25 protein-coding genes are annotated in these 22002 nt (G+C 59.3%); 11 read left to right on the forward strand and 14 right to left on the reverse strand.

The features are described 5' to 3' along the window. Window positions 1-11: 11 nt before the first annotated feature. Complete coding sequence (locus LOY56_RS01465; protein ID WP_258619079.1) at window positions 12-416, reverse strand: PanM family protein; 405 nt, start codon at window positions 414-416, stop codon at window positions 12-14. Between the two features lie 292 nt (window positions 417-708). Between LOY56_RS01465 and LOY56_RS01470 the strand changes: the two genes are divergently transcribed. From LOY56_RS01470 to LOY56_RS01500, 7 genes are all read left to right on the forward strand, one after another. Then, on the forward strand, window positions 709-2370 hold the full coding sequence (locus LOY56_RS01470; RefSeq protein WP_258619081.1) for an OFA family MFS transporter: 1662 nt from the start codon (window positions 709-711) through the stop codon (window positions 2368-2370). A gap of 272 nt (window positions 2371-2642) precedes the next feature. After that, window positions 2643-3236: an imidazoleglycerol-phosphate dehydratase HisB gene (hisB, locus tag LOY56_RS01475; RefSeq protein ID WP_007897437.1), complete on the forward strand. Its 594-nt coding sequence runs from the start codon at window positions 2643-2645 to the stop codon at window positions 3234-3236. Further along, the gene (gene hisH, locus LOY56_RS01480) at window positions 3236-3874 is read left to right on the forward strand and encodes an imidazole glycerol phosphate synthase subunit HisH (protein ID WP_237883601.1); all 639 of its coding nucleotides are present in this window, start codon (window positions 3236-3238) and stop codon (window positions 3872-3874) included. Before hisB ends, hisH begins: the two co-directional genes overlap by 1 nt. Next, entirely contained in the window at window positions 3875-4135 is a 261-nt protein-coding gene (locus LOY56_RS01485) for a DUF2164 domain-containing protein (RefSeq protein ID WP_258619086.1), read from the forward strand. It begins immediately after the preceding gene. A 100-nt stretch (window positions 4136-4235) separates the two neighbouring features. Continuing rightward, on the forward strand, window positions 4236-4973 hold the full coding sequence (hisA, locus tag LOY56_RS01490) for a 1-(5-phosphoribosyl)-5-[(5-phosphoribosylamino)methylideneamino]imidazole-4-carboxamide isomerase (RefSeq protein ID WP_007897434.1): 738 nt from the start codon (window positions 4236-4238) through the stop codon (window positions 4971-4973). 9 nt (window positions 4974-4982) lie between these two features. Beyond that, window positions 4983-5753, forward strand: coding sequence for an imidazole glycerol phosphate synthase subunit HisF (gene hisF / locus LOY56_RS01495; RefSeq protein ID WP_007897430.1), 771 nt, complete (start codon window positions 4983-4985; stop codon window positions 5751-5753). Between the two features lie 74 nt (window positions 5754-5827). After that, window positions 5828-6583 carry an ABC transporter substrate-binding protein gene (locus LOY56_RS01500; protein ID WP_258619101.1) on the forward strand — a complete coding sequence of 252 codons (756 nt, stop codon included), beginning with the start codon at window positions 5828-5830 and terminating at the stop codon, window positions 6581-6583. Between the two features lie 18 nt (window positions 6584-6601). On the opposite strand, the gene LOY56_RS01505 is transcribed toward LOY56_RS01500, so the two are convergent. The 6 genes from LOY56_RS01505 to gpmI form a co-directional block, all read right to left on the reverse strand. Further along, complete coding sequence (locus LOY56_RS01505; RefSeq protein ID WP_258619102.1) at window positions 6602-7159, reverse strand: hypothetical protein; 558 nt, start codon at window positions 7157-7159, stop codon at window positions 6602-6604. Window positions 7160-7206: 47 nt separating this feature from the next. Then, complete coding sequence (locus LOY56_RS01510) at window positions 7207-7746, reverse strand: hypothetical protein (protein WP_258619103.1); 540 nt, start codon at window positions 7744-7746, stop codon at window positions 7207-7209. Between the two features lie 104 nt (window positions 7747-7850). After that, on the reverse strand, window positions 7851-8648 hold the full coding sequence (locus LOY56_RS01515; RefSeq protein WP_258619104.1) for a divergent polysaccharide deacetylase family protein: 798 nt from the start codon (window positions 8646-8648) through the stop codon (window positions 7851-7853). Window position 8649: 1 nt separating this feature from the next. Beyond that, window positions 8650-9969 carry a S41 family peptidase gene (locus LOY56_RS01520; protein WP_258619105.1) on the reverse strand — a complete coding sequence of 440 codons (1320 nt, stop codon included), beginning with the start codon at window positions 9967-9969 and terminating at the stop codon, window positions 8650-8652. A 34-nt stretch (window positions 9970-10003) separates the two neighbouring features. Then, window positions 10004-11296 carry a murein hydrolase activator EnvC gene (locus tag LOY56_RS01525; protein WP_258619106.1) on the reverse strand — a complete coding sequence of 431 codons (1293 nt, stop codon included), beginning with the start codon at window positions 11294-11296 and terminating at the stop codon, window positions 10004-10006. A gap of 181 nt (window positions 11297-11477) precedes the next feature. Continuing rightward, the gene (gpmI, locus tag LOY56_RS01530) at window positions 11478-13007 is read right to left on the reverse strand and encodes a 2,3-bisphosphoglycerate-independent phosphoglycerate mutase (RefSeq protein ID WP_258619108.1); all 1530 of its coding nucleotides are present in this window, start codon (window positions 13005-13007) and stop codon (window positions 11478-11480) included. A gap of 152 nt (window positions 13008-13159) precedes the next feature. On the opposite strand from gpmI, the gene LOY56_RS01535 reads away from it, so the two are divergent. The 3 genes from LOY56_RS01535 to secB are packed head-to-tail and all read left to right on the forward strand — an operon-like array spanning window position 13160 to window position 14372. Next, window positions 13160-13573, forward strand: coding sequence for a rhodanese-like domain-containing protein (locus tag LOY56_RS01535; protein ID WP_258619109.1), 414 nt, complete (start codon window positions 13160-13162; stop codon window positions 13571-13573). 1 nt (window position 13574) lies between these two features. Next, the gene (grxC, locus tag LOY56_RS01540) at window positions 13575-13829 is read left to right on the forward strand and encodes a glutaredoxin 3 (RefSeq protein WP_053153180.1); all 255 of its coding nucleotides are present in this window, start codon (window positions 13575-13577) and stop codon (window positions 13827-13829) included. Between the two features lie 57 nt (window positions 13830-13886). Next, on the forward strand, window positions 13887-14372 hold the full coding sequence (gene secB / locus LOY56_RS01545; RefSeq protein ID WP_007897410.1) for a protein-export chaperone SecB: 486 nt from the start codon (window positions 13887-13889) through the stop codon (window positions 14370-14372). Window positions 14373-14467: 95 nt separating this feature from the next. Here the strand turns inward: secB and LOY56_RS01550 are convergent, their stop codons facing one another. Continuing rightward, a complete protein-coding gene (locus LOY56_RS01550; protein WP_007949025.1) occupies window positions 14468-14923 on the reverse strand; it encodes a tRNA (cytidine(34)-2'-O)-methyltransferase in 456 nt (151 codons plus the stop codon). On the opposite strand from LOY56_RS01550, the gene LOY56_RS01555 reads away from it, so the two are divergent. After that, window positions 14922-15362 (forward strand): hypothetical protein, encoded by a 441-nt coding sequence (locus tag LOY56_RS01555; protein WP_258619112.1) that lies wholly within the window; start codon window positions 14922-14924, stop codon window positions 15360-15362. The two genes, LOY56_RS01550 and LOY56_RS01555, sit on opposite strands and share 2 nt — an antisense overlap. A gap of 438 nt (window positions 15363-15800) precedes the next feature. Here LOY56_RS01555 and ntrC read toward each other — a convergent pair whose 3' ends face one another. The 6 genes from ntrC to glnA all read right to left on the reverse strand — a co-directional run bounded on the left by ntrC (window position 15801) and on the right by glnA (window position 21893). Beyond that, complete coding sequence (ntrC, locus tag LOY56_RS01560; RefSeq protein ID WP_258619113.1) at window positions 15801-17237, reverse strand: nitrogen regulation protein NR(I); 1437 nt, start codon at window positions 17235-17237, stop codon at window positions 15801-15803. Continuing rightward, complete coding sequence (gene glnL / locus LOY56_RS01565; protein WP_258619117.1) at window positions 17234-18319, reverse strand: nitrogen regulation protein NR(II); 1086 nt, start codon at window positions 18317-18319, stop codon at window positions 17234-17236. Before glnL ends, ntrC begins: the two co-directional genes overlap by 4 nt. Before the next feature lie 274 nt (window positions 18320-18593). After that, window positions 18594-19199 carry a DUF4124 domain-containing protein gene (locus tag LOY56_RS01570; RefSeq protein ID WP_258619122.1) on the reverse strand — a complete coding sequence of 202 codons (606 nt, stop codon included), beginning with the start codon at window positions 19197-19199 and terminating at the stop codon, window positions 18594-18596. Next, window positions 19196-19711 (reverse strand): DUF4124 domain-containing protein, encoded by a 516-nt coding sequence (locus tag LOY56_RS01575; protein WP_258619125.1) that lies wholly within the window; start codon window positions 19709-19711, stop codon window positions 19196-19198. Before LOY56_RS01575 ends, LOY56_RS01570 begins: the two co-directional genes overlap by 4 nt. Before the next feature lie 92 nt (window positions 19712-19803). Next, a complete protein-coding gene (locus LOY56_RS01580; protein WP_258619137.1) occupies window positions 19804-20352 on the reverse strand; it encodes a chorismate mutase in 549 nt (182 codons plus the stop codon). Between the two features lie 134 nt (window positions 20353-20486). Continuing rightward, on the reverse strand, window positions 20487-21893 hold the full coding sequence (glnA, locus tag LOY56_RS01585) for a glutamate--ammonia ligase (protein ID WP_258619145.1): 1407 nt from the start codon (window positions 21891-21893) through the stop codon (window positions 20487-20489). Window positions 21894-22002: the final 109 nt, after the last annotated feature.

Genomic DNA, 22002 nt, shown 5'->3' on the forward strand with positions numbered 1-22002 from the left:
CCGGTCAGCGATCATAGGGTAAGTACATCCAGCGGCACCTTCAGCTTAGCCGCAAGTGCTTGAGCTTCGAGGTGCCCGGCAGGCGCCAACAGCCGCAATGTCGCACCTGATTGCGACGCCATTTTCCGCGCTTCGTTCACCAGACGCTCGGCAACGCCACGGCGACGGGTAATTTTTCGTACGCATAAATGAGACAAGTGCCAGACGTCCTGGTGTCGTTGCAGACGTGCCGCGCCCAACAGCCGATCGTTGAAGCGTCCGGCGATCAGCGAACCGTCCCGCAGGCAGTCTTCAATCAGCTGCGTCTCCCCAGTGAATGGCGCAAACAGCCAGTCCGGAGCATCGCGGTAGATCTTCTGCAGATCTTGTTGATCCTGATAAGTGGCTGGGTTCAGCAGTTCGACAATGATCGGCATGGCGCTTCCTTTGAAAAGTAATCCGGCCCCGTAGGAGCTGCCGAAGGCTGCTCCTACGCGTGAAACACATTCTTGCGGGTTGTACGAGAACAGATGACATACAAAAGGTGATATCACTTTGGTTTTTCTGTCGCGTTCAAATGGTAACCTTTGCCCGTTCGTCCGTCCTTCAATGACTTGATGTCACATCAAAAATGAAGCTTCAGCTCCGAAAAAACAGTCGTGTCTGCGTGCATAAAGGCTGGGGGTGAAGAGCGGCTGGCGAACCATACTAATAATTGGGGGAAACACCATGACTACGAGCATCACGGCGGACGGCTTTGCCGACCAGCCCGCGTTCCTGTCCAAGGAGCGCATCATTGCCAAGCCCGGTTTTAACCGTTGGCTGGTACCACCGGCCGCTCTGGCCATCCACCTGTGCATCGGCATGGCCTACGGCTTTTCGGTGTTCTGGTTGCCGTTGTCCAAAGCCCTGGGCGTCACCAAGGCCGTGACTTGCGAGCCGGACATGAGCTTCATCGCTCAGGTCTTTTCGTCTCAATGCGACTGGCCGATCTCGATGCTCGGCTGGATCTACACCCTGTTCTTCATCTTCCTCGGCTGCTCGGCAGCGATCTGGGGCGGCTGGCTGGAACACGCAGGTCCGCGCAAGGCCGGTGTGGTGTCGGCACTGTGCTGGTGTGGCGGTCTGCTGATTTCGGCGTTGGGGGTTTATACCCACCAGATCTGGCTGATGTGGATCGGCTCCGGGGTCATTGGTGGTATCGGCTTGGGGTTGGGTTACATCTCGCCGGTCTCGACCCTGATCAAGTGGTTCCCGGACAAGCGCGGCATGGCCACAGGCATGGCGATCATGGGCTTCGGCGGCGGCGCGATGGTCGGCGCTCCACTGGCTGCAGCGCTGATGGGCCACTTCGCTTCACCAACCAGCGTCGGCGTGTGGCAGAGCTTTCTGGTGATGGCCGCGATCTACTTCGTGTTCATGATCGGTGGCGCGCTGTCGTACCGCGTTCCGCCAACTGGCTGGAAGCCTGAAGGCTGGACTGCTCCGGCGAAAAAAGCGTTGAACTCGATGATCACTCACCGTCACGTGCATGTGAATGTGGCGTGGAAAACCCCGCAATTCTGTCTGGTGTGGCTGGTGCTGTGCCTGAACGTTTCGGCGGGTATCGGCATCCTCGGCATGGCTTCGCCGCTGTTGCAGGAAGTCTTCGCCGGTAAATTGCTGGGCACCGACCAGACATTTGGTCAGCTGGATGCCGGGCAACTGGCCTCGATCGCAGCGATTGCGGCCGGTTTCACCGGTTTGCTGAGCCTGTTCAACATTGGTGGCCGGTTCTTCTGGGCTTCTTTCTCGGACTACCTGGGTCGCAAGAACACTTATTTCGTGTTCTTCGCCCTCGGATTTGCGCTGTACGCGCTGATTCCGAATCTCGGCCACCTGGGCAACGTTGCGCTGTTCGTGGCGGCGTTCTGCATCATCCTGTCGATGTACGGCGGTGGTTTTGCGACGGTGCCGGCTTACCTGGCTGACTTGTTCGGTACGCAAATGGTCGGCGCGATCCACGGTCGTCTGTTGACCGCTTGGGCAGCGGCGGGGGTGTTGGGACCGGTGTTGGTGAACTACCTGCGTGAATATCAGCTGAGCCTCGGCGTTGAACGTGCCGCGGCTTACGACATCACCCTGTACATCCTCGCGGGCCTGCTGGTGCTGGGTTTCCTGTGCAACCTGATGGTTCGTCCGGTGGCCGACAAGTACTTCATGACCGACGCTGAACTGGCGGCCGAGCAGGCGCTGGGCCACGACAAGGGTGCTGACGCCAGCACCGTGCTGGAGTGGAAAGCGGATGCGGGCACCAAGCCTTTGGCGGTGGCTGCGTGGTTGGTGGTGGGTATTCCGTTGGCGTGGGGTGTTTGGGTGACGTTGCAGAAGACTGCAGTGTTGTTCCACTAAGTTCCCCGTAACGGATCGTTCCCACGCTCTGCGTGGGGATGCCTCCCGTGACGCTCCGCGTCACATTCAGAGCAGACGCGGAGCGTCCAGGGCTGCACTCCCACGCAGAGCGTGGGAGCGATCAGTGGTCTTGGGGTGCTTGTACTGACATGTACATCGCTGGCGGCACTGAGTTCACTCCGTCAGTGATATCACCTCCCGTGTTTCTGTTTAGCGCCCGCGACCCTATAATGGCTGCCTTTTTCGCCCCAATGATTTTTGCGGAGCTGGTGATGGCCGAACGTATGGCGTCTGTCGAGCGCGACACTCTGGAAACCCAGATCAAAGCCTCGATCAACCTGGATGGCACCGGAAAGGCCCGATTTGATATCGGCGTACCTTTTCTTGAGCACATGCTGGACCAGATCGCCCGTCACGGGCTGATCGACCTGGATATTGTCAGCAAGGGCGACCTGCATATCGACGACCACCACACGGTGGAAGACGTCGGTATCACCCTGGGTCAGGCCTTCGCCAAAGCCATCGGCGACAAGAAAGGCATCCGTCGCTACGGCCATGCCTACGTGCCGCTCGATGAAGCGCTGTCGCGCGTGGTGATCGACTTCTCCGGCCGCCCTGGCCTGCAGATGCATGTTCCTTATACCCGCGCGACCGTCGGCGGTTTCGACGTTGACCTGTTCCAGGAATTCTTCCAGGGCTTCGTCAACCACGCCCTCGTCAGCCTGCACATCGACAATCTGCGTGGCACCAACACCCACCACCAAATCGAAACCGTGTTCAAGGCTTTCGGCCGCGCCCTGCGCATGGCCGTAGAGCTTGATGACCGCATGGCTGGTCAGATGCCGTCGACCAAAGGCGTTCTGTAATGCAGACGGTCGCGGTTATCGATTACGGCATGGGCAACCTGCACTCGGTGGCCAAGGCCCTCGAGCACGTCGGTGCCGGCAAGGTGCTGATCACCAGCGATGCCGATGTGATTCGCGAAGCCGACCGGGTGGTATTTCCCGGCGTCGGCGCGATTCGCGATTGCATGGCGGAGATCCGTCGCCTGGGCTTCGACTCGCTGGTGCGTGAAGTCAGCCAGGACCGTCCGTTCCTTGGCATCTGCGTGGGCATGCAAGCTTTGCTCGACCGCAGCGAAGAGAACGACGGCGTCGATTGCATCGGTCTGTTCCCCGGCCAGGTGAAGTTCTTCGGCAAAGATTTGCACGAAGACGGCGAACACCTGAAAGTCCCGCACATGGGCTGGAACGAAGTGAAGCAGACGGTGAGTCACCCGCTGTGGCACGACATTCCGGACTTGGCGCGTTTCTACTTCGTGCACAGCTACTACATTGCTGCCGGCAATGCGCGGCAGGTGGTGGGCAGCGGTCACTACGGTGTCGATTTCGCCGCTGCGCTGGCCGATGGCTCGCGTTTCGCCGTGCAATTCCACCCGGAGAAGAGCCATACCCATGGCCTGCAATTGCTGCAGAACTTTGCCGCGTGGGACGGTCGCTGGTAAATGGCCGTCAAGAAGGGCAAGCCGCCGATCCTGACCCTCACTCCCGAACAGGAGAACGAGGCCAATCAGAAGATCAAACGCTTCATGGAGGACCGTTTCGAACTGGACCTGGGTTCGTTCGAAGCGGCTGAAATCCTTGAGCTGTTTACCCGCGAAATTGCTCCGCACTATTACAACAGGGCGATTTTCGATGTGCAGACGCACCTCAAAGAGAGGTTCGAAAGCATCGAAAGCGACCTGTGGGCGCTTGAGAAGAATTAGGGCAGCGGCAAGCTTCAAGCTTTAAGCTGCAAGAAGTAGACACGCGTGCGCGCTTGCAGCTTATGGCTTGCAGCTTGCAGCTCTTTGACGAAGGAAAAGCATGCTAATTATTCCCGCTATCGATCTTAAAGACGGTGCCTGTGTTCGTCTGCGTCAGGGCCGCATGGAAGATTCCACGGTGTTCTCCGATGACCCGGTGAGCATGGCTGCCAAGTGGGTGGAAGGCGGTTGCCGCCGTCTGCATCTGGTCGACCTGAACGGTGCCTTCGAAGGCCAGCCGGTCAACGGCGAAGTGGTCACCGCCATCGCCAAGCGTTATCCGAACCTGCCGATTCAGATCGGCGGCGGTATTCGCTCGCTGGAAACCATTGAACACTACGTCAAAGCAGGCGTGAGCTACGTGATCATCGGCACCAAAGCCGTGAAAGATCCGGCTTTCGTTGCCGAAGCCTGCCGCGCGTTCCCGGGCAAAGTGATCGTTGGTCTGGATGCCAAAGACGGTTTTGTCGCCACCGACGGCTGGGCTGAAATCAGCACCATTCAGGTGATTGACCTGGCCAAGCAATTCGAAGCCGACGGCGTGTCCGCGATCGTTTATACCGACATCGCCAAAGACGGCATGATGCAGGGCTGCAACGTTTCGTACACCGCCGCCCTGGCCGCTGCGACGAAGATTCCGGTGATCGCTTCCGGCGGTATCCACAATCTGGGTGACATCAAGTCGCTGCTCGACGCCAAGGCGCCAGGCATCATCGGCGCCATCACCGGCCGGGCGATTTACGAAGGCACCCTCGATGTTGCTGAAGCGCAAGCTTTCTGCGATTCGTACAAAGGCTGAGGACTCACCATGGCGCTGGCCAAACGCATCATCCCTTGCCTGGACGTGGATAACGGCCGGGTGGTCAAGGGCGTCAAGTTCGAGAACATTCGCGATGCCGGCGACCCGGTGGAAATCGCCCGTCGTTACGATGAGCAAGGTGCCGACGAGATTACCTTTCTCGACATCACCGCCAGCGTCGACGGTCGCGACACCACGCTGCACACCGTCGAACGCATGGCCAGCCAGGTGTTCATCCCGCTGACTGTCGGCGGCGGCGTACGTACCGTGCAGGACATTCGCAACTTGCTCAATGCCGGTGCGGACAAGGTCTCGATCAACACCGCGGCGGTGTTCAATCCGGAATTCGTCGGCGAAGCGGCCCAGCATTTCGGCTCGCAATGCATCGTCGTCGCCATCGACGCGAAGAAGGTTTCCGGTCCGGGCGAAACCCCGCGCTGGGAAATCTTCACCCACGGTGGTCGCAAGCCAACCGGTCTCGACGCGGTTGAGTGGGCGAAGAAGATGGAAGGCCTGGGTGCCGGCGAAATCCTGCTGACCAGCATGGACCAGGACGGCATGAAAAACGGCTTCGACTTGGGCGTCACCCGCGCCATCAGCGATGCGCTGGGGATTCCGGTGATCGCGTCCGGCGGTGTTGGCAACTTGCAGCACTTGGCCGACGGCATTCTCGAAGGCCACGCCAGCGCGGTGCTGGCGGCGAGTATTTTCCACTTTGGCGAATATACCGTGCAGGAAGCCAAGGCCTACATGGCTCATCGCGGCATCGTGATGCGTTAAACGGGTACAGGCCAGTGGACAGCATGGCGTGCTCAAGGCACTCTTGAGCACGCCATGGATTCCGGTAGCCCGACATGCTAAAACGTCTTCTTCTTATCCTCGCCAGCGCTTCCCTGTTGCTCATCAACGGCGTTTACGCCAAAGAAAGTCCCAGCACCGGCCTGGTGTTGCTGACTGAAAACTTCCCGCCCTACAACATGGCGAAGAACGGCAAGAACTTCGCGCAGGACGAGAATATCAATGGCATCGCCACGGACATCATCCGCGAGATGTTCAAACGCGCCGACATTACCTACAGCTTGACGCTGCGTTTCCCCTGGGAACGTATCTACAAACTCGCCCTGGAAAAGCCTGGTTATGGCGTGTTCGTGATGGCGCGGTTGCCGGATCGAGAGAAGCTCTTCAAGTGGGTCGGCCCTATCGGCCCCGACGACTGGATTCTGCTGGCCAAGGCCGATAGCAAGATCACCCTCGAGTCGCTGGAGCAGGCGCGCCAATACAAGATTGGCGCCTACAAGGGCGACGCGATTGCCGAGACGCTGGCCAAGCAAGGATTGAAGCCGATTGTTGTGCTGCGGGATCAGGACAATGCAAAAAAACTGGTCGAGGGCCAGATCGACTTGTGGGCCACCGGTGACCCTGCCGGGCGTTATCTGGCGCGTCGCGAAGGCGTCAACGGGCTCAAGACCGTACTGCGCTTCAACAGCGCCGAGTTGTACCTGGCATTGAACAAAGACGTGCCGGATGAAACTGTCGCGAAGCTGCAGGCCGCGCTGGATCAATTGCGCAAGGAAGGCATCGTTGACGACATCATGGGGCGCTATCTGTAGCAATTACCTTGATGTGGTCTAAAGCGCAGCGTCCGGCGTCGCGCTCAAGTACACGGCAGTTGTAAACACGTTATTCAACGTCGCCTTTGTCAGCGGCTGTGCCCCTGAGGCGACGCCGATAATGCAGAGTGCATGTGCGCCGCTTTGTGGCCCGATTTGAGTATTGATATAAGCATCTTCAGCGCTGATGGTGGCACTGTATTTGTCAGGAACCTTGCAGTCCCTAGCGTTATGGACCGTTTTATAGCGATAGAAGGGCGCCTCAAGGGAAAACCTGAAGTCCCAAGTAGGTAATACGATCTGCCCATCCGCATTCTGCGTTCGATGAACGTATGACTTGAGCTTCCAGGGCTCAGTGACAGTCAGTTCGACCGGCTCCAGCGAACAGTCCGATCCATTGCTGGTGAAGACACCGTCAATAAAGCACTTGTGCAGAAAATTGGCCGAGTAGCTGTAGTTGAAGCGGGCGGCGTTGCAAGACGTCGAGTGCTCACAGTCGGGCAGCGCTGGTGTATTACGCGAGGCCATGACTTTACTGACGATGCCGGTTATTTCGTTGGTGCGGCGATTCAGCATCGGGCTACCGGAGCCGCCAGCGTAAAGGTCGCAGCTGTTTCTCATGGCTAAAGAGAACACCCCGGGATGATCGATGAACGTTCCGGCGGTTTGTTCAGCGCAGGCACTGAATCGAAGCCCTTGTTCGGTAAAGCCGCCCGGCGCGCCAATGTCGCGTCGACTTCGAGTACCGCAAGATCGGTCCCGACCAGGCTGCTCCATCGGGCGGTCCGAATGGCGTATTGGCGCTTACGCTGTGGCACGTCATGAAAGTAGTGGAAGGTGACGCTGGCTTTCAAAGGCAGATTGGTCCGTGCCGAACCGTACTCAAAGAACACGCAATGACCGCTGGTGAGCAGGTAAGCAGGGCCGATGGCTCGGCTTTGCCTGTTTCGCGTATCCAGAAGAACGGCGCTGCAGGATTCCCCTGAGGGCAGACCGAGTCGTCCGATGCCGCTCCAGAGTTCATAGTAGTGCTCGCTGTTTTGCAACGCTTTCGAAGTTGAGCCGTTGACGGCGCCTTCGCCCAAGTCTCGGGCCTGCACTGCGGAGGAAATAGCCAGCAGACCAATCAGGCCTGCGAAGCAAAAGAACCTGAGATATTTCATGTCCATTCCTTGGTGATGAAATTCGGGGTGAGCGCTATCGTGGCACGGGGCGGTGTACCGACAGGTATAAATAGTTATCGCGAAATGGAGTGGGCCGGGAGGAATTACCGGGCAGTCGGGAGGCGGTACTGACCATCCTTGCCGTGCGCTGCCGTTGCACGATTGCCGCGCACACTGATCATCTGTTTGATGTCGATCCAGTCAATGCCCTGGGCCTTGAGCTTGGGCAATTCACGTTCAAGCACCGCCAATGTCTGCGGATACGGATGCCCGATCATCACCGCGGAACCCTGCTTGCGCGCCAGGCTGATAGCCGTCTGTAGCTGAGTGAAAATCGCGGCTTCAGTGGGCTCGTCATCCAGGAACACATCCCGCGAAACGCTCGCCAAACCAATCTTCTGCGCCTCGGCGGCCGCCACGGTTTGCGCACTGGTGCGGCTGTCGACGAAGAAATTGTGCCGACGCTGCAAGTCCGCCATCAGCCAGGCCATGGCCGATTGCTGAACAGTCATGCGGCTGCCCATGTGGTTGTTGATGCCGGCGGTGTACGGCACAGCTTTGAACGCCGCGTTCAGGCGCTTCTCGAGTTCTTCGATGGGTAGCTCGGGATGCCAGGCGAATGGCCCAGTGGCCGGGTCCATGGGCATATGCAGGATGACAATCTTGCCGGCGCGATGGGCTTCGCGGGCGAATTCGGTGGCGTGGGGTGTATCGGGCATGATTGCCGTGGTGACCGGGCCGGGCAGGGCCAGCACGCGGCGATCCCGGGGCAGGTTCTGCCCCAGGTCATCGATGATCAGGCTCAGATAAGCCTTGTGAGGTGTGGCCGCTGTCGTGGCAGGCGCCGCGTGAGCGACACCCGCCAGACAGCACAGCAGACCGAGGAGCAACCGCAGGCGCATCTCAGCGGCCGGAGGTGATGCTCAGCCCTTTGAGCAGGCTCAGGGCCTGGGCCAACTGGTAATCGTCATCTTGCGGCATGGCCTTGGCTTTGCCACCGGAACCGGTCGGTTTGTCGGCGCCGCCGTTACCATTGCCCAGGTGTCCTTGCAGATCGGCTTCCTTGAAGTATTCGCCGTCCTGCTCGCTAGTGATCTTGGCCTTGCGCACTTCGATGTCCGGGACGATGCCCTGCGCCTGAATTGAGCGGCCGTTCGGCGTGTAGTACAGCGCCGTGGTGATTTTCAGTGCGCGTTCGTTGTTCAGTGGCAACACGGTTTGTACCGAGCCTTTGCCGAAACTGGTGGTGCCCATGACGACCGCGCGTTTCTGATCCTGCAGGGCGCCGGCGACAATTTCCGAGGCCGAGGCGCTGCCGCCGTTGATCAGCACGACCATTGGAACGGCTTCGCTTTCGTCCTTGCCGGTGGCGGAGAAGCGCAGTTCGGAGTTGGCGATGCGGCCCTTGGTGTAGACGATCAAGCCCTTGGTAATGAAGTGGTCGACCACTTCCACTGCCGATTGCAGCACGCCGCCCGGGTTGTTGCGCAAGTCGAGGACGATACCGCTGAGCTTCTTGCCGTTGTCCTTACGCAACTTGGCCAGGGCCTTGGAGACCTCTTCGCCGGTCTTGACCTGGAACTGGGTGATGCGGATGTAACCGTAGCCGGACTCCAGCAGCTGGCTCTTCACGCTCTTCACTTGAATGATGGCGCGGACCAGGGTCACGTCGAATGGCGCGCCACCGTCGCGTACCAGGGTCAGGGTGATCTTCTGGCCGATCTTGCCGCGCATCTTGTCGATGGCTTCGGTCATGCTCTGGCCGCGAGTCGGCTGGCCGTTGATCTTGACGATGAAGTCGCCGGCCTGAATGCCAGCCTTGGAGGCCGGGGTGTCATCGATGGGGGAAACCACCTTGATGAAACCGTCTTCGGCGCCGACTTCGATGCCCAGGCCGCCAAATTCGCCGCTGGTGCTTTCCTGCAATTCAGCGAAGTCTTCCGGGCCCAGGTACGCGGAGTGCGGGTCGAGGTTGCTGAGCATGCCTTTGATGGCGTTTTCCAGCAGGGTCTTGTCGTCCACCGGCTCTACATAGGCTGCCTTGATCCGGTCCATGACTTCGGCAAAGGTGCGCAACTCGTCCAGCGGCAATGGCGCCTTGGTGGTCGCAGCGGTGCCGGCAGGTGCGACCGCCGGGGTCGGTTGAGCGGCAAACGCCAACGGCGCGGCGATCACCAGGGCAATCGTCAGGGCCAGCGAGGTAAGGCGGGACAAATACAGCATGTCGAACGAACTCCTGAAGTAGGTGACTCAACGCCTATCCTTGCGCGCGGCACCATTGCGCCGGATCACTCGGGTGACCCTGCTGACGAATAGCGAAATACAGCGCTGGTGTGTCCTGCCCGCCACTGCTACCGACAGTGGAGATGGACTCACCGGCTTTTACCACGTCACCCGCAGACTTGAGCAGCGTCTGGTTGTGACCGTAAAGACTCAAAAAACCGTTGCCATGATCGAGGATCACCAGCAGTCCGGCGCCTCGCAACCAATCGGCAAACACCACGCGGCCGCCGTGCACGGCATGCACCTGGCTGCCGGCGGAAGCGCTGATCATCACGCCATCCCATTTGGTGCGGGCATCGTCGCCACGGCTTTCACCGAAGCGCGCCAGCAGTCGACCATCAACCGGCCATGGAAGTCTGCCGCGGGTGGAAGCAAAGGGGCCGCCAAAGGTTTCGCCTGAACTTGAAACCAGTGCGCCGGGTGTCGATTTAGCGGGTTTGCGTGGGGCATCGGTGGCATCTGCTTCAGCCTGAGCCTCACGTAAACGCTTTTTTTCGGCTTCCTGCTGGGCGATCAGCGCTTTTTGCCGCGCCTCTTCTGCCTCTCGGGCCTGACGGGCCAAGGTTTCTTCAATGGTTTTAAGGACTTTAGACAGATCTGCCTGATCCTGCTCGCGCGCCGCCAGTTTCTGATCGCGAGCCTTCACGTCGTCGTTGAGTTTGGTCAGGACTTGCTGACGCTCTTGGCGGACCTTGTCGAGTTCGTCACGCTGGCTGTCGAGGCTGCTTTTCTGCACCAGCAATTGCGCTTGCTGCAGGCCGATGTCTTTTTCGACATTGGCCAGTTGGCGCAGGGTTTCGTTGAAATTCTTCAGCTGCTCCAGGCGGGCCTGGCTCAGGTAGTCGTAATAGGTGAGGGTGCGGGCGAATTTTTCCGGGTTCTGCTGGTTGAGCAGCAGCTTCAGGTACTCCTGACGGCCATTCTGATAGGCCGCGCGGGCCTGGATGGCGATCAGTCGTTGCTGTTCAATGCGCGCGCTCTGGAGTTTTTTTTTCTCAGCATCGAGTCGCTGCAGCTCGGATTCGCTTTTCTTCAGCTCTTTTTGCAGGGCTTCGACCTGCTTCTCGAGCTTGCCCATCTCGGTTTCGGTGCCCTTGAGGTCTTTCTGCACCCCGGATTTTTCTTCCTGGAGTTTACCCAGCAGTTTTTTCAGCTCGGTAATGTCCTGACGCGTGGCGTCCAACTGTTGTTGGGTTTGCGTGCGCTCGTCGGCAAAGGCCGGTTGAAGCAGGCAAGTCAGGGCAAGGGCTATCAGGACGCGAAGCATAGAGGCGGGCGACACCAGGGAAAGGGACGGCCTAGTATGCCCGCCAAGCGCAGCAAAAAAAATGCCCAATTGGGGTTGTGTGATAACTGGACAGAAAAAACACCGAAAACCAATGTGGGAGCGAGCTTGTGTGGCGAGGGGGCTCACTCCCACAGGGTTTGGCGGTGTTTGAAGAGGCTGCTTACACCAGAATCGAAGTACCCGTCATCTCCGCCGGCTTCTCAAGCCCCAGCAACATCAGCATGGTCGGCGCGACATCCGCCAGTACGCCGCCGTCGCGGACCTTGAAGTCACGCTTGCCGACATAGATGAACGGCACCGGCTCGGTGGTATGCGCAGTGTGCGCCTGGCCGGTCGATGCGTCGGACATTTGCTCGACGTTGCCGTGGTCGGCGGTAATCAGGGCTTCGCCGCCGACTTTTTCCAGCGCATCGACGATGCGGCCGACGCACAGGTCCAGGCATTCAACTGCTTTGACAGCCGCGTCGAATACACCGCTATGGCCGACCATGTCGCCGTTGGCGTAGTTGACCACGATCACGTCGTAACGCTGGTTTTCAATGGCATCGACGATGCGGTCGGTGACTTCCGGGGCGCTCATCTCGGGCTGCAAGTCATAGGTGGCGACTTTCGGCGACGGGATCAGGATGCGTTCTTCGCCCGGGAACGGTTCTTCGCGACCGCCAGAGAAGAAGAAAGTCACGTGGGCGTACTTTTCGGTTTCGGCGATGCGCAGCTGCGTCTTGCCGTTTTTCGCCAGGTAGTCGCCCAGCACGTTGTCCAGGCTGCTCGCGGCGAAGGCCGACGGCGCGGGGATGCTGGCGGCGTATTGGGTCAGCATGACGAAACCGGCCAGTTTTGGCTGGCGAGCACGTTCGAATTCCTTGAAGTCGTCTTCGACGAACACGCGGGTCAGTTCGCGGGCACGGTCGGCGCGGAAGTTCATGAAGACCACGGCGTCGCCGTCTTCAACCTTCACTGGCTCGCCAATGCTGGTGGCTTTGACGAATTCGTCGCTCTCGCCGCGCTCATACGCGGCTTGCAGGCCTTCCTGGGCGGTGGCGGCGTTGAATTCGCTGCTGCCATCGACAATCAGGTTGTAGGCCTGGGACACGCGGTCCCAACGGTTATCGCGGTCCATGGCGTAGTAACGGCCGATGATGCTGGCGATCCGACCTTTACCGAGGGCCTGGAACGCAGCATCCAGCAGTTCGATGGACGACTGGGCGCTTTTCGGTGGCGTATCACGGCCATCAAGGAAGGCGTGCAGGTAGATTTTTTCGGCGCCGCGCTTGTAGGCCAGTTCAGCCATGGCGACCAGGTGATCCTGGTGGCTGTGAACACCGCCATCGGACAGCAGCCCCATGAAGTGCACGGCTTTGCCGGCAGCAACGGCTTTATCCACCGCGGCGCAGAGGGTCGGGTTCTCGAAGAATTCGCCATCGCGAATCGCTTTGGTCACACGGGTGAAGTCCTGATACACCACCCGGCCGGCGCCGAGGTTCATGTGGCCGACTTCGGAGTTACCCATCTGGCCGTCCGGCAAGCCGACGTCCATGCCGCTGCCCGAGATCAAGCCATTTGGCACAGTGGCCCACAGGCGGTCCAGTACGGGCTTCTTTGCCGCATAGATAGCGTTGGATTCCTGGCTGTCACTGTGACCGAAGCCGTCGAGAATCATCAGGACCAAAGGTTTAGGCGTCGTAGTCATAGATTCCACTCGTGGCTGAATTAAAAGAGGCGATGGAAAAGGGAGTGGCAGTTTAAAGCGAAGTTCCGGCGCCGTCACCGCCGGACGGGGTTTGGCCCACCATAGTGGCTGTGTATACTGGCCGACATTTTAACGCCCTGGAACCTCCTTCGATGGTTGATCACCTGATTCAATTCGCCACCAACCACTACATTCTCGTGGGTATCTTCGTTGTACTGGCGGCCTTGCTGTTGGCCTATCAGATGCAAGGCGGCGGCCGCAACCTTAGCACCGGTGAACTGACCGGGCTGGTCAACAAGGACGAGGGCATAGTGATCGACATTCGTCCGACCAAGGATTTCGCCGCCGGTCACATTGTTGGCGCGTTGAACATTCCTCAGGACAAACTGACCGCTCGCGTCGGCGAACTGGAAAAGCACAAGGCCAAGACCATTATCCTGGTCGACGCCATGGGCCAGACTGCCGGCACTCATGCCCGCGAACTGATGAAAGCCGGCTTCACCGCCGCCAAGCTGTCTGGCGGTATTTCCAGCTGGAAAGCCGACAATCTGCCGCTGGTGAAGTGATATGAACAACGTCGTCGTCTATTCCAGCGATTACTGCCCTTATTGCTCGCGAGCCAAGTACCTGCTCGAGAACAAAGGCGTAGCCTTCGAAGAGATCAAGGTCGATGGCAAGCCGCAGGTGCGTGCCGCGATGGCTCAGAAGGCCGGACGTACGTCCGTGCCGCAGATCTGGATTGGCAGCACCCACGTGGGCGGTTGTGATGATTTGTTTGCCCTGGAGCGCGCCGGCAAGCTCGACGCCCTGCTCAAGGCCTGACTGCCTGACTTAAAAATAGCCAACCTTTACAAGACCCGAGATCAGAAAGGATCTGAGATGACTGACCAACAGAACACTGCAGCTAGCGAAGAAGAAACCGCACCGCAATTCTCCTTGCAGCGCATCTACGTACGTGACTTGTCCTTCGAAGCCCCGAAAAGCCCGGCGATCTTTCGCCAGCAGTGGGAGCCAAGCGTTGGTCTGGATCTGAACACCCGTCAGAAGGCTCTGGAAGGCGATTTCCACGAAGTCGTGCTGACCCTGTCAGTCACCGTGAAAAACGGTGAAGAAGTGGCGTTCATTGCTGAAGTGCAACAGGCCGGGATCTTCCTGATCAAGAACCTGGACGATGCTTCGATGAGTCACACCCTAGGCGCGTTCTGCCCGAACATCCTGTTCCCGTACGCTCGCGAAACCCTGGACAGCCTGGTGACCCGCGGTTCGTTCCCGGCCCTGATGCTGGCCCCGGTGAACTTCGACGCGCTGTACGCACAAGAGCTGCAACGCATGCAGGCCGCGGGCGAAACCCCGACTGTGCAATAAGCGTTCGATGCAGAAACGAAAAAAGCGCCGTAACAGGCGCTTTTTTCTTGGGTGATCGTTCCCACGCAGAGCGTGGGAACGATCAGGTCTCGAGATTACTTGAACCCGAGCTGGCGCCAGCCTTCATACACGGCGACGGCCACGGTGTTGGACAGGTTCAGGCTGCGGCAGCCTTCGCGCATCGGCAAGCGCAGGCGTTGTTCGCCGGGCAGGGCGTCGAGCACCTCGGCCGGCAAGCCACGGCTTTCCGGGCCGAACAGGAAGGCATCGCCCTCGGCGAAGCTGGCGTCATGAAATGGCCGCGAACCCTTGGTGGTAAAGGCGAACAACCGTGGATGGCCGAGGCTTTCCAGGCAGCTGGCGAGGTCCGCATGGCGTTGCAGGGTGGCATACTCATGGTAATCGAGGCCGGCCCGGCGCAGACGCTTGTCGTCCATCTCGAAGCCCAGCGGTTCGATCAAATGCAGGTGGCAGCCACTGTTGGCGCACAGCCTGATAACGTTGCCGGTATTCGGCGGAATTTCTGGTTGGAAAAGGATGACGTGAAACATGCACGGCTCCGAAGGTAAAGATGACGGGCATTCTACGCCGCCAAAGGACCCTCGTTCGAAACTATTCCCGCGGGTGATGGCTTCGCTGGCGATTGTCGGGATGATGGTGGGCCTGATGATCGGTCGCCTGACCGCGCCCGACCCCAGCGTTTTAGAGCAAGTCGAGGTGACGAACGATGGGCTGGTGGTGTGGTTCAACAACGAGCCCAAAACCCACGGTGAGCTGGTTGACGGCAGCGTGGCGCTGTTGTTCGAGGCTGAAGGCAAGGCGCAAAAAGGTCAGCTTAAGCTCAACGGCAAGGACGTGAACTGGCGAACGCGATTGAGTGATGGGGGGTTGTTGCTGACGGTGGTGGCGGCCCGTCCGCTGCAGGGCGAATGGGCCGGTAGCGAGGTCGATGACCGCTGGCGGCTGGAGATCCATCTCCGAGAGCAATAAAAGAGGGAATCCCCGGCCTGCCTGTACCAAGGTTCCCCAAAACGGGAAGGCTCGTCGCAATTGCGGTATGAGCCCGGTGTAAAGAGGGGAATCCCCGGCCTGCCTGTACCAAGGTCCCCGAAACTGGGTAGTGAATCGAATCACTGATTGGGCTATTGCAGGGGGCGTGCCAGTTTTTAACAAGTGCAAACAAAAAACCGCTGAGTAGCGCTAGAGGCCCCGTAATTCGGGGCTTTTGTGTTTTTTCGATAGAGGTTCGATTGCGAACGCAGGCGGGATTTCGGATCTGTTGCCGTGCGCGATTGCGGTTCACGGTGCATTGCGGCGGTGCACGCCGGGGCGATGATCGTTCCTACGCTCTGCGTGGGAATGCAGCCCGGGACGCTCCGCATCCCTGCCGAAGCGGACGCAGAGCATGGGAACAATCAGGTGAAGGGACTAGCCCTCATCCCCCTCATCATCATCCCCACCATCAACCTTCATCCCCAGTTCCTTGATCTTGCGTGTCAGGGTATTACGGCCCCAACCCAGCAAAACGGCAGCATCGCGGCGGCGGCCGGCGGTGTGTTTGAGGGCGGTTTCGATCATGATCCGCTCGAAGGCCGGCACGGCGCTGTTGAGCAAACTCGACTGGCCGCGAGCCAGCGCTTGATCAGCCCACTGACGCAACGCTTGCTCCCAGTTGGTTACCGGCGCCGAATCCTGCGGCAAGCTCAGCAGCTCTGGCGGCAGATCGCTGATGTGCACTTCGCGACCCGAGGCCATCACAGTGATCCAGCGGCAGGTATTCTCCAGCTGACGCACGTTGCCTGGCCACGGCAGGTTCTTCAGGTATTCCTCGGTTTCGCTTTTCAGCAGCTTCGGTTCCACCGCCAGTTCTTGCGCGGCGCGCCCGAGAAAATGCTTGGCCAGGGTCGGGATGTCTTCGCGACGGTCCGACAGCCGTGGAATGTGGATGCGGATCACGTTGAGGCGGTGGAACAAGTCCTCACGGAATTTACCGGCATGCACCAGGGTTTCCAGGTTCTGGTGAGTCGCAGCGATGATGCGTACATCGACCTTCACTGGCACATGGCCGCCGACACGGTAGAACTCACCGTCCGCCAATACCCGCAGCAAGCGAGTCTGGGTATCCGCCGGCATGTCGCCGATTTCATCGAGGAACAGCGTGCCGCCGTCAGCCTGCTCAAAACGCCCGCGACGCAGGTTGGCCGCGCCGGTGAATGCACCTTTTTCATGGCCGAACAGCTCGGATTCCATCAGGTCCTTGGGGATGGCCGCCATGTTCAGCGCAATGAACGGCGAGGCCGCCCGTGGGCTGTGACGGTGCAGGGCGTGGGCCACGAGCTCTTTACCGGTACCGGATTCGCCGTTGATCAGCACGGTGATATTGGAGTGGCTCAAGCGCCCGATGGCACGAAACACTTCCTGCATCGCCGGCGCTTCGCCGATGATTTCCGGGGTGCGGGTCAGTGTCGGAACGACTTCCAGACCTTGCTGTTCTTGAGCGTGCTGGTTGGCGCGTTTGACCAGGGAGACGGCTTCGTCGACATCGAACGGCTTGGGCAGGTATTCGAACGCGCCGCCCTGATAGGACGCGACAGCGCTGTCCAGGTCGGAGTGCGCGGTCATGATGATGACTGGCAGCCGTGGGTGTTGTTCGCGAATCCGTGCCAGAAGGTCCAGTCCGCTGGCACCCGGCATGCGGATGTCGGAGATGATCACATCCGGCTGCTGGCGCGCCAAGCGGCTCATCACGCCATCGGCGCTGTCGAAGCTTTGCGTGGTCATGCCTTCCTGCTGCAAGGCTTTTTCCAGGACCCAACGGATAGAACGGTCGTCATCGACGATCCACACGGTTTCACTACGGCTCATGTCGATGTGGCTCCTTGTTCCAGTGGCAGAAAGATCGAGAACGTGGTGTGGCCTGGATGGCTGTCACATTCGATCAGGCCCTGGTGCTGGCTAATGATGTTCTGGGTAATGGCCAGGCCCAGCCCGGTACCGTCCGGACGGCCGCTGACCATGGGGAAGAAGATGGTTTCCTGTAGCTCGGCGGGGATCCCCGGGCCGTTGTCGATGATTTCGATCTTGGTCACCAGGCGATGGCGTACGTGGCCGATGGTGAACTGACGCATGGCGCGGGTACGCAAGCTGATGCGGCCAAGGCGCAGCTCGTTCTGGGTGCTGATGGCCTGCATCGCGTTGCGCACGATGTTCAGGACGGCCTGAATCATTTGTTCGCGATCAATCAGGACATCTGGAATGCTTGGGTCGTAGTCGCGCACCAACGTGATGCAGCCCTGACTCTCGGCTTCCACCAACTGACCCACGCGCTCCAGCACTTCATGGACGTTGCACAGGGCCAGTGAGGGCAATTTGTTGGAGCCGAGCATGCGATCCACCAGATTGCGCAGGCGATCGGCTTCTTCAATGATGACGTTGGTGTAATCGCGCAGGCTTTCTTCCGGCAATTCACGGGCGAGCAACTGAGCCGCGCCGCGAATCCCGCCGAGAGGGTTTTTGATTTCGTGGGCGAGGCCGCGTACCAGCATCTTGCTGGTCTCCTGCTTCGACAGCTGCGCCTCTTCCTTGGTGATCCGCAACAAGCGGTCACGCGGGTGAACCTCCAGCAACAGCAGCGTATCGCCATTGCTCAGGATCGGCGTTACCGCGTAGTCGACGGTCAGGGTCTGGCCGGTGAGGGCGGTGAGCATCGCCTCGCGCTTGGTGAACGGGTGCGCCTGCTCGACCGCCTGGCGCAGGGAGTTCAGCGCCTCGGTGGATTCGGTGAACAACTCACTGATGAACTGCCCATGGCTACGTTGACCGCTGATGGCCAGCAGCATCTCTGCCGCCGGGTTCATGTACTCGAGGCGCAGTTCGGCGTCGAGCAGAATGGTGGCGGTGGTCAGGTTGTCGAGTAGCAAGCGGTGTAGTGCGTCGCTAATGGTCATCAGGACCTCTTTTGGAGCGATATGCGCGTAAAAAACAAGCGCCGATGTAAGGAAAATGCAAAAACCAAACCAAGGCTCCGAAAAGAAGCGTTAAAAGCCTGAAACAGGCCTTTGGCGCTCGTTTGCGTGGCGTTCTGTCAGTTTTTGCGGGTGCTTTCGAACCAGAATGGTTTAGGGGTGTGAGCACTGTGCACTCTTTTGCACCAATATAGTGCGCAAAGCTGAACGACAGATAGGATCGCCGCACCGCTGGGCTCCTACACGGGCATTAGCATCAGAAGAAGCTTTTTTCTTCTTCGGGTTTGTCTTTGAGCGGGCATTCCGGCCGTTGGCCGTAGTCTGTAAGGACGCAGGGTTTGACCTGGCGTTTCTGCGCCAGGGAAATGCGCAGCATATGAAACGGTTGATTGGCCGTGCGTTCGACGGTGCGGTCCTGCTCGTCGAGGATTTCCACCGACAGGTTGTGGCTGCCGCGGTCGATGTTGCTCAGGGCGAACACCGGACTTGGGCCAGGCTCGGCGGTGGGTTGGCCATCCAGCAGCAGTCGATATCGATGGCCCTGTTGCAGGCCGGGTTCGCTGGTAACGCTGACGATCAATTCACCGGCAGTGCTACGGATTGTGGCATCCGGCTCCGGCACCAACACACGAAGCATGTCGTAATGAAACAGGGTTTTGGCCTGGTTTTTCGCGGCCGTCATGGGGGCGGCACCGCTCGGGTTGGGCGACATTCGATTGCTGGTCGCCAGTGGCACACGCTTGGCATTACGGGTGCCCGGCTGATCGGTGAAGACCCGATTGCCCTGGGCATCGACGTAGGTGAAAACCTCGGCCATTGCCGGCAGGCTGATCAGGCACGCGAGCAACAGCCAGAAGCTCAAGGCTTATGCACCCGTTGTACGGTGAGAGTCACGGGGGGGCTCTGCTGCAGGACGTTTTGCCCATCGATCACCTGAACCGCGAGGCGGTGTTCGCCACGGTCGATGTTCACCACTTGCAGAATCGGGACGTTGCTCGGTTGGCCGTAGGGTTGATCGTCCAGTAACAGTCTCAATCGATGAGCGCCTTGCAGGCGCGGCTGGATCAATACACCGACGGTGAACGTGCCGTTGTTGGCGCGCAGGGCTTCTTCGGTGGGCAGACCGGTCAGCTCCAGCACCTGATAGGCGCTACCGAGCTGTTCACGGCGACTGGATTGCGCAGGCGCTACTGGCTCGCTCGGTGGTTGAAGCTCGACGCTGTTGAGCGGTGGCAACTCCACGGGTTGAGCTTTTACGCCATCAGGCGGTTGATTGCTGTACGCGGTGTTGCCGTTGGCGTCGGTGTACTTGTAAATCTGCGCGGCGGCGGGCAGGGCGATCAGCACAAACAGGCATAACAACAATGAGCGCATTGCAGGCTTCCATTGGCCGTTGGGCAAGTGTCCGGCCCTGTTCCGTTCATGGCGACAGCATAGAGCACTTCAGCGCACGTCGGCAGGCCGGCTCAGCGGCTGGCGCTGCACAACTCAGCGGTGGCGCGTATCTGGGCGAGCTTTCGCAGCGGCGCTTGGGCATTGGTTTTATTGGCCTTGGCCAGCCAGGTCGGACACTGCGGGTCGTTGCGATAAGGGCTGAATTCGGCCAGTTGTTGCAGCAGGCGTTTTTGTAACTGGTCAAGTTGTGGGCGGATCTGCCCGACGAGGTCGGGGCGAGGATCGTTGGGCGCCTTGCCTTGCGCGTGCCAGTCAGACAGGTGAGCGTATTGCACCAGTTTGTTGGCCTCGATCTGCGCCGAGAAGAACTGTTCGACGGCTTCGTTGCTCAATTTATAGGCGGGTGCCAGGGCGACGGCGCCGGCAATCACCTCGCGCTCGCGCTGCCGGTCTTCGACCGGTTTGCCACTGTCCCATTTGCTCAGCGCGACCTGATCGGCAATTGTCAGGCGTTCTTCGATGGTGCCAAGCAACGGAGCGAGGGCGGCGGGGGCTGGGCTGGCAAAAGCGCTGTTGGCCAGCAGGGCGGTGAGCAGGGCAAGGCATGGGCGTAGGCGCATGGGGCATCTCGGCTTTATCGGATGAAGGCCATGATGCACGCAACCGGGCATCCGGTGACAGACGGTCGCCCATAAAAAAGGCCTCCCGAAGGAGGCCTCTCTTTTGTCACGCCGCGTAGCGCGGCGCTACCGGATCAGCAGCTGTAATACAGCTCATATTCCAGTGGGTGTACGAAGGTACGAACCTTGATTTCTTCTTCGCTTTTCAGGGCGATGTAAGCGTCGATGAAGTCGTCGCTGAAAACGCCGCCTTTGGTCAGGAACGCACGACCTTTGTCCAGCTCTTCCAGGGCTTCTTTCAGGCTGCCGCAAACTTGTGGGATCTCTTTCGCCTCTTCAGGCGGCAGGTCGTACAGGTTTTTGTCAGCGGCGTCGCCAGGGTGGATCTTGTTCTGGATGCCGTCCAGGCCAGCCATCAACAGTGCAGCGAAGCCCAGGTACGGGTTAGCTGCTGGATCCGGGAAGCGAGCTTCGATACGGCGAGCGCGAGGGCTGGACACGTAAGGAATACGGATCGAAGCCGAACGGTTGCGAGCCGAGTAGGCCAGCATCACCGGCGCTTCGAAACCTGGGACCAAACGCTTGTAGGAGTTGGTCGACGGGTTGGTGAAGCCGTTCAGGGCCTTACCGTGCTTGATGATGCCGCCGATGAAGTACAGAGCGGTATCGGACAGGCCGGCATAGCCTTCGCCAGCGAAGGTGTTCTTGCCATCTTTGGCGATGGACAGGTGAACGTGCATACCCGAACCGTTGTCGCCGTACAGAGGCTTAGGCATGAAGGTCGCGGTGCGGCCGTATGCATCAGCAACGTTGTGTACGCAGTACTTCAGGGTTTGAACTTCGTCAGCCTTGGCAACCAGGGTGTTGAATTTCACGCCGATTTCGTTCTGACCGGCAGTCGCCACTTCGTGGTGGTGAACTTCGATGACCAGGCCCATTTCTTCCATCGCGTTGCACATGGAGGTACGGATTTCGTGGTCGTGGTCGAACGGCGGAACAGGGAAGTAGCCGCCTTTGACGCCTGGACGGTGGCCTTTGTTGCCGCCTTCCACGTCCTGGTCGGACATCCACGAACCTTGTTCGGAGAAGATTTTGAACATGGAACCGGAGATGTCGGATTTGAACTTCACTTCGTCGAAGATGAAGAACTCAGGCTCTGGGCCCACGAATACAGTGTCACCGATACCGGTCGACTTCAGGTATTCCTCGGCACGCTTGGCGATCGCACGTGGGTCACGGTCGTAGCCTTGCATGGTCGAAGGCTCGATCACGTCGCAAACCAGGATCAGGGTCGGCTCTTCGGTGAACGGGTCGAGAACGGCAGTGCTGTCATCCGGCATCAGGATCATGTCGGAAGCTTCGATGCCTTTCCAGCCGGCGATGGAGGAACCGTCGAACATTTTGCCTTCTTCAAAGAAAGCTTCATCCAGCGCATCGCGAGCCGGCATGGTCACGTGGTGCTGAGTGCCTTTGGTGTCCGTGAAGCGCAGATCAATCCACTTGACGTCATGATCTTTGATGAGTTGAACCGACTTCGACATAGTGTCCTCCGGGGTGGCTTAGGGCTAGTAATGGATGCCCTTATCTGTGGGTGATGCCGGCGCGAATACTCTGCCATGGCAACCTGCCTCACAAGGGAGCAAATTGCAT

The sequence above is a fragment of the Pseudomonas sp. B21-048 genome, from assembly GCF_024748615.1.
Lineage (GTDB): Bacteria > Pseudomonadota > Gammaproteobacteria > Pseudomonadales > Pseudomonadaceae > Aquipseudomonas.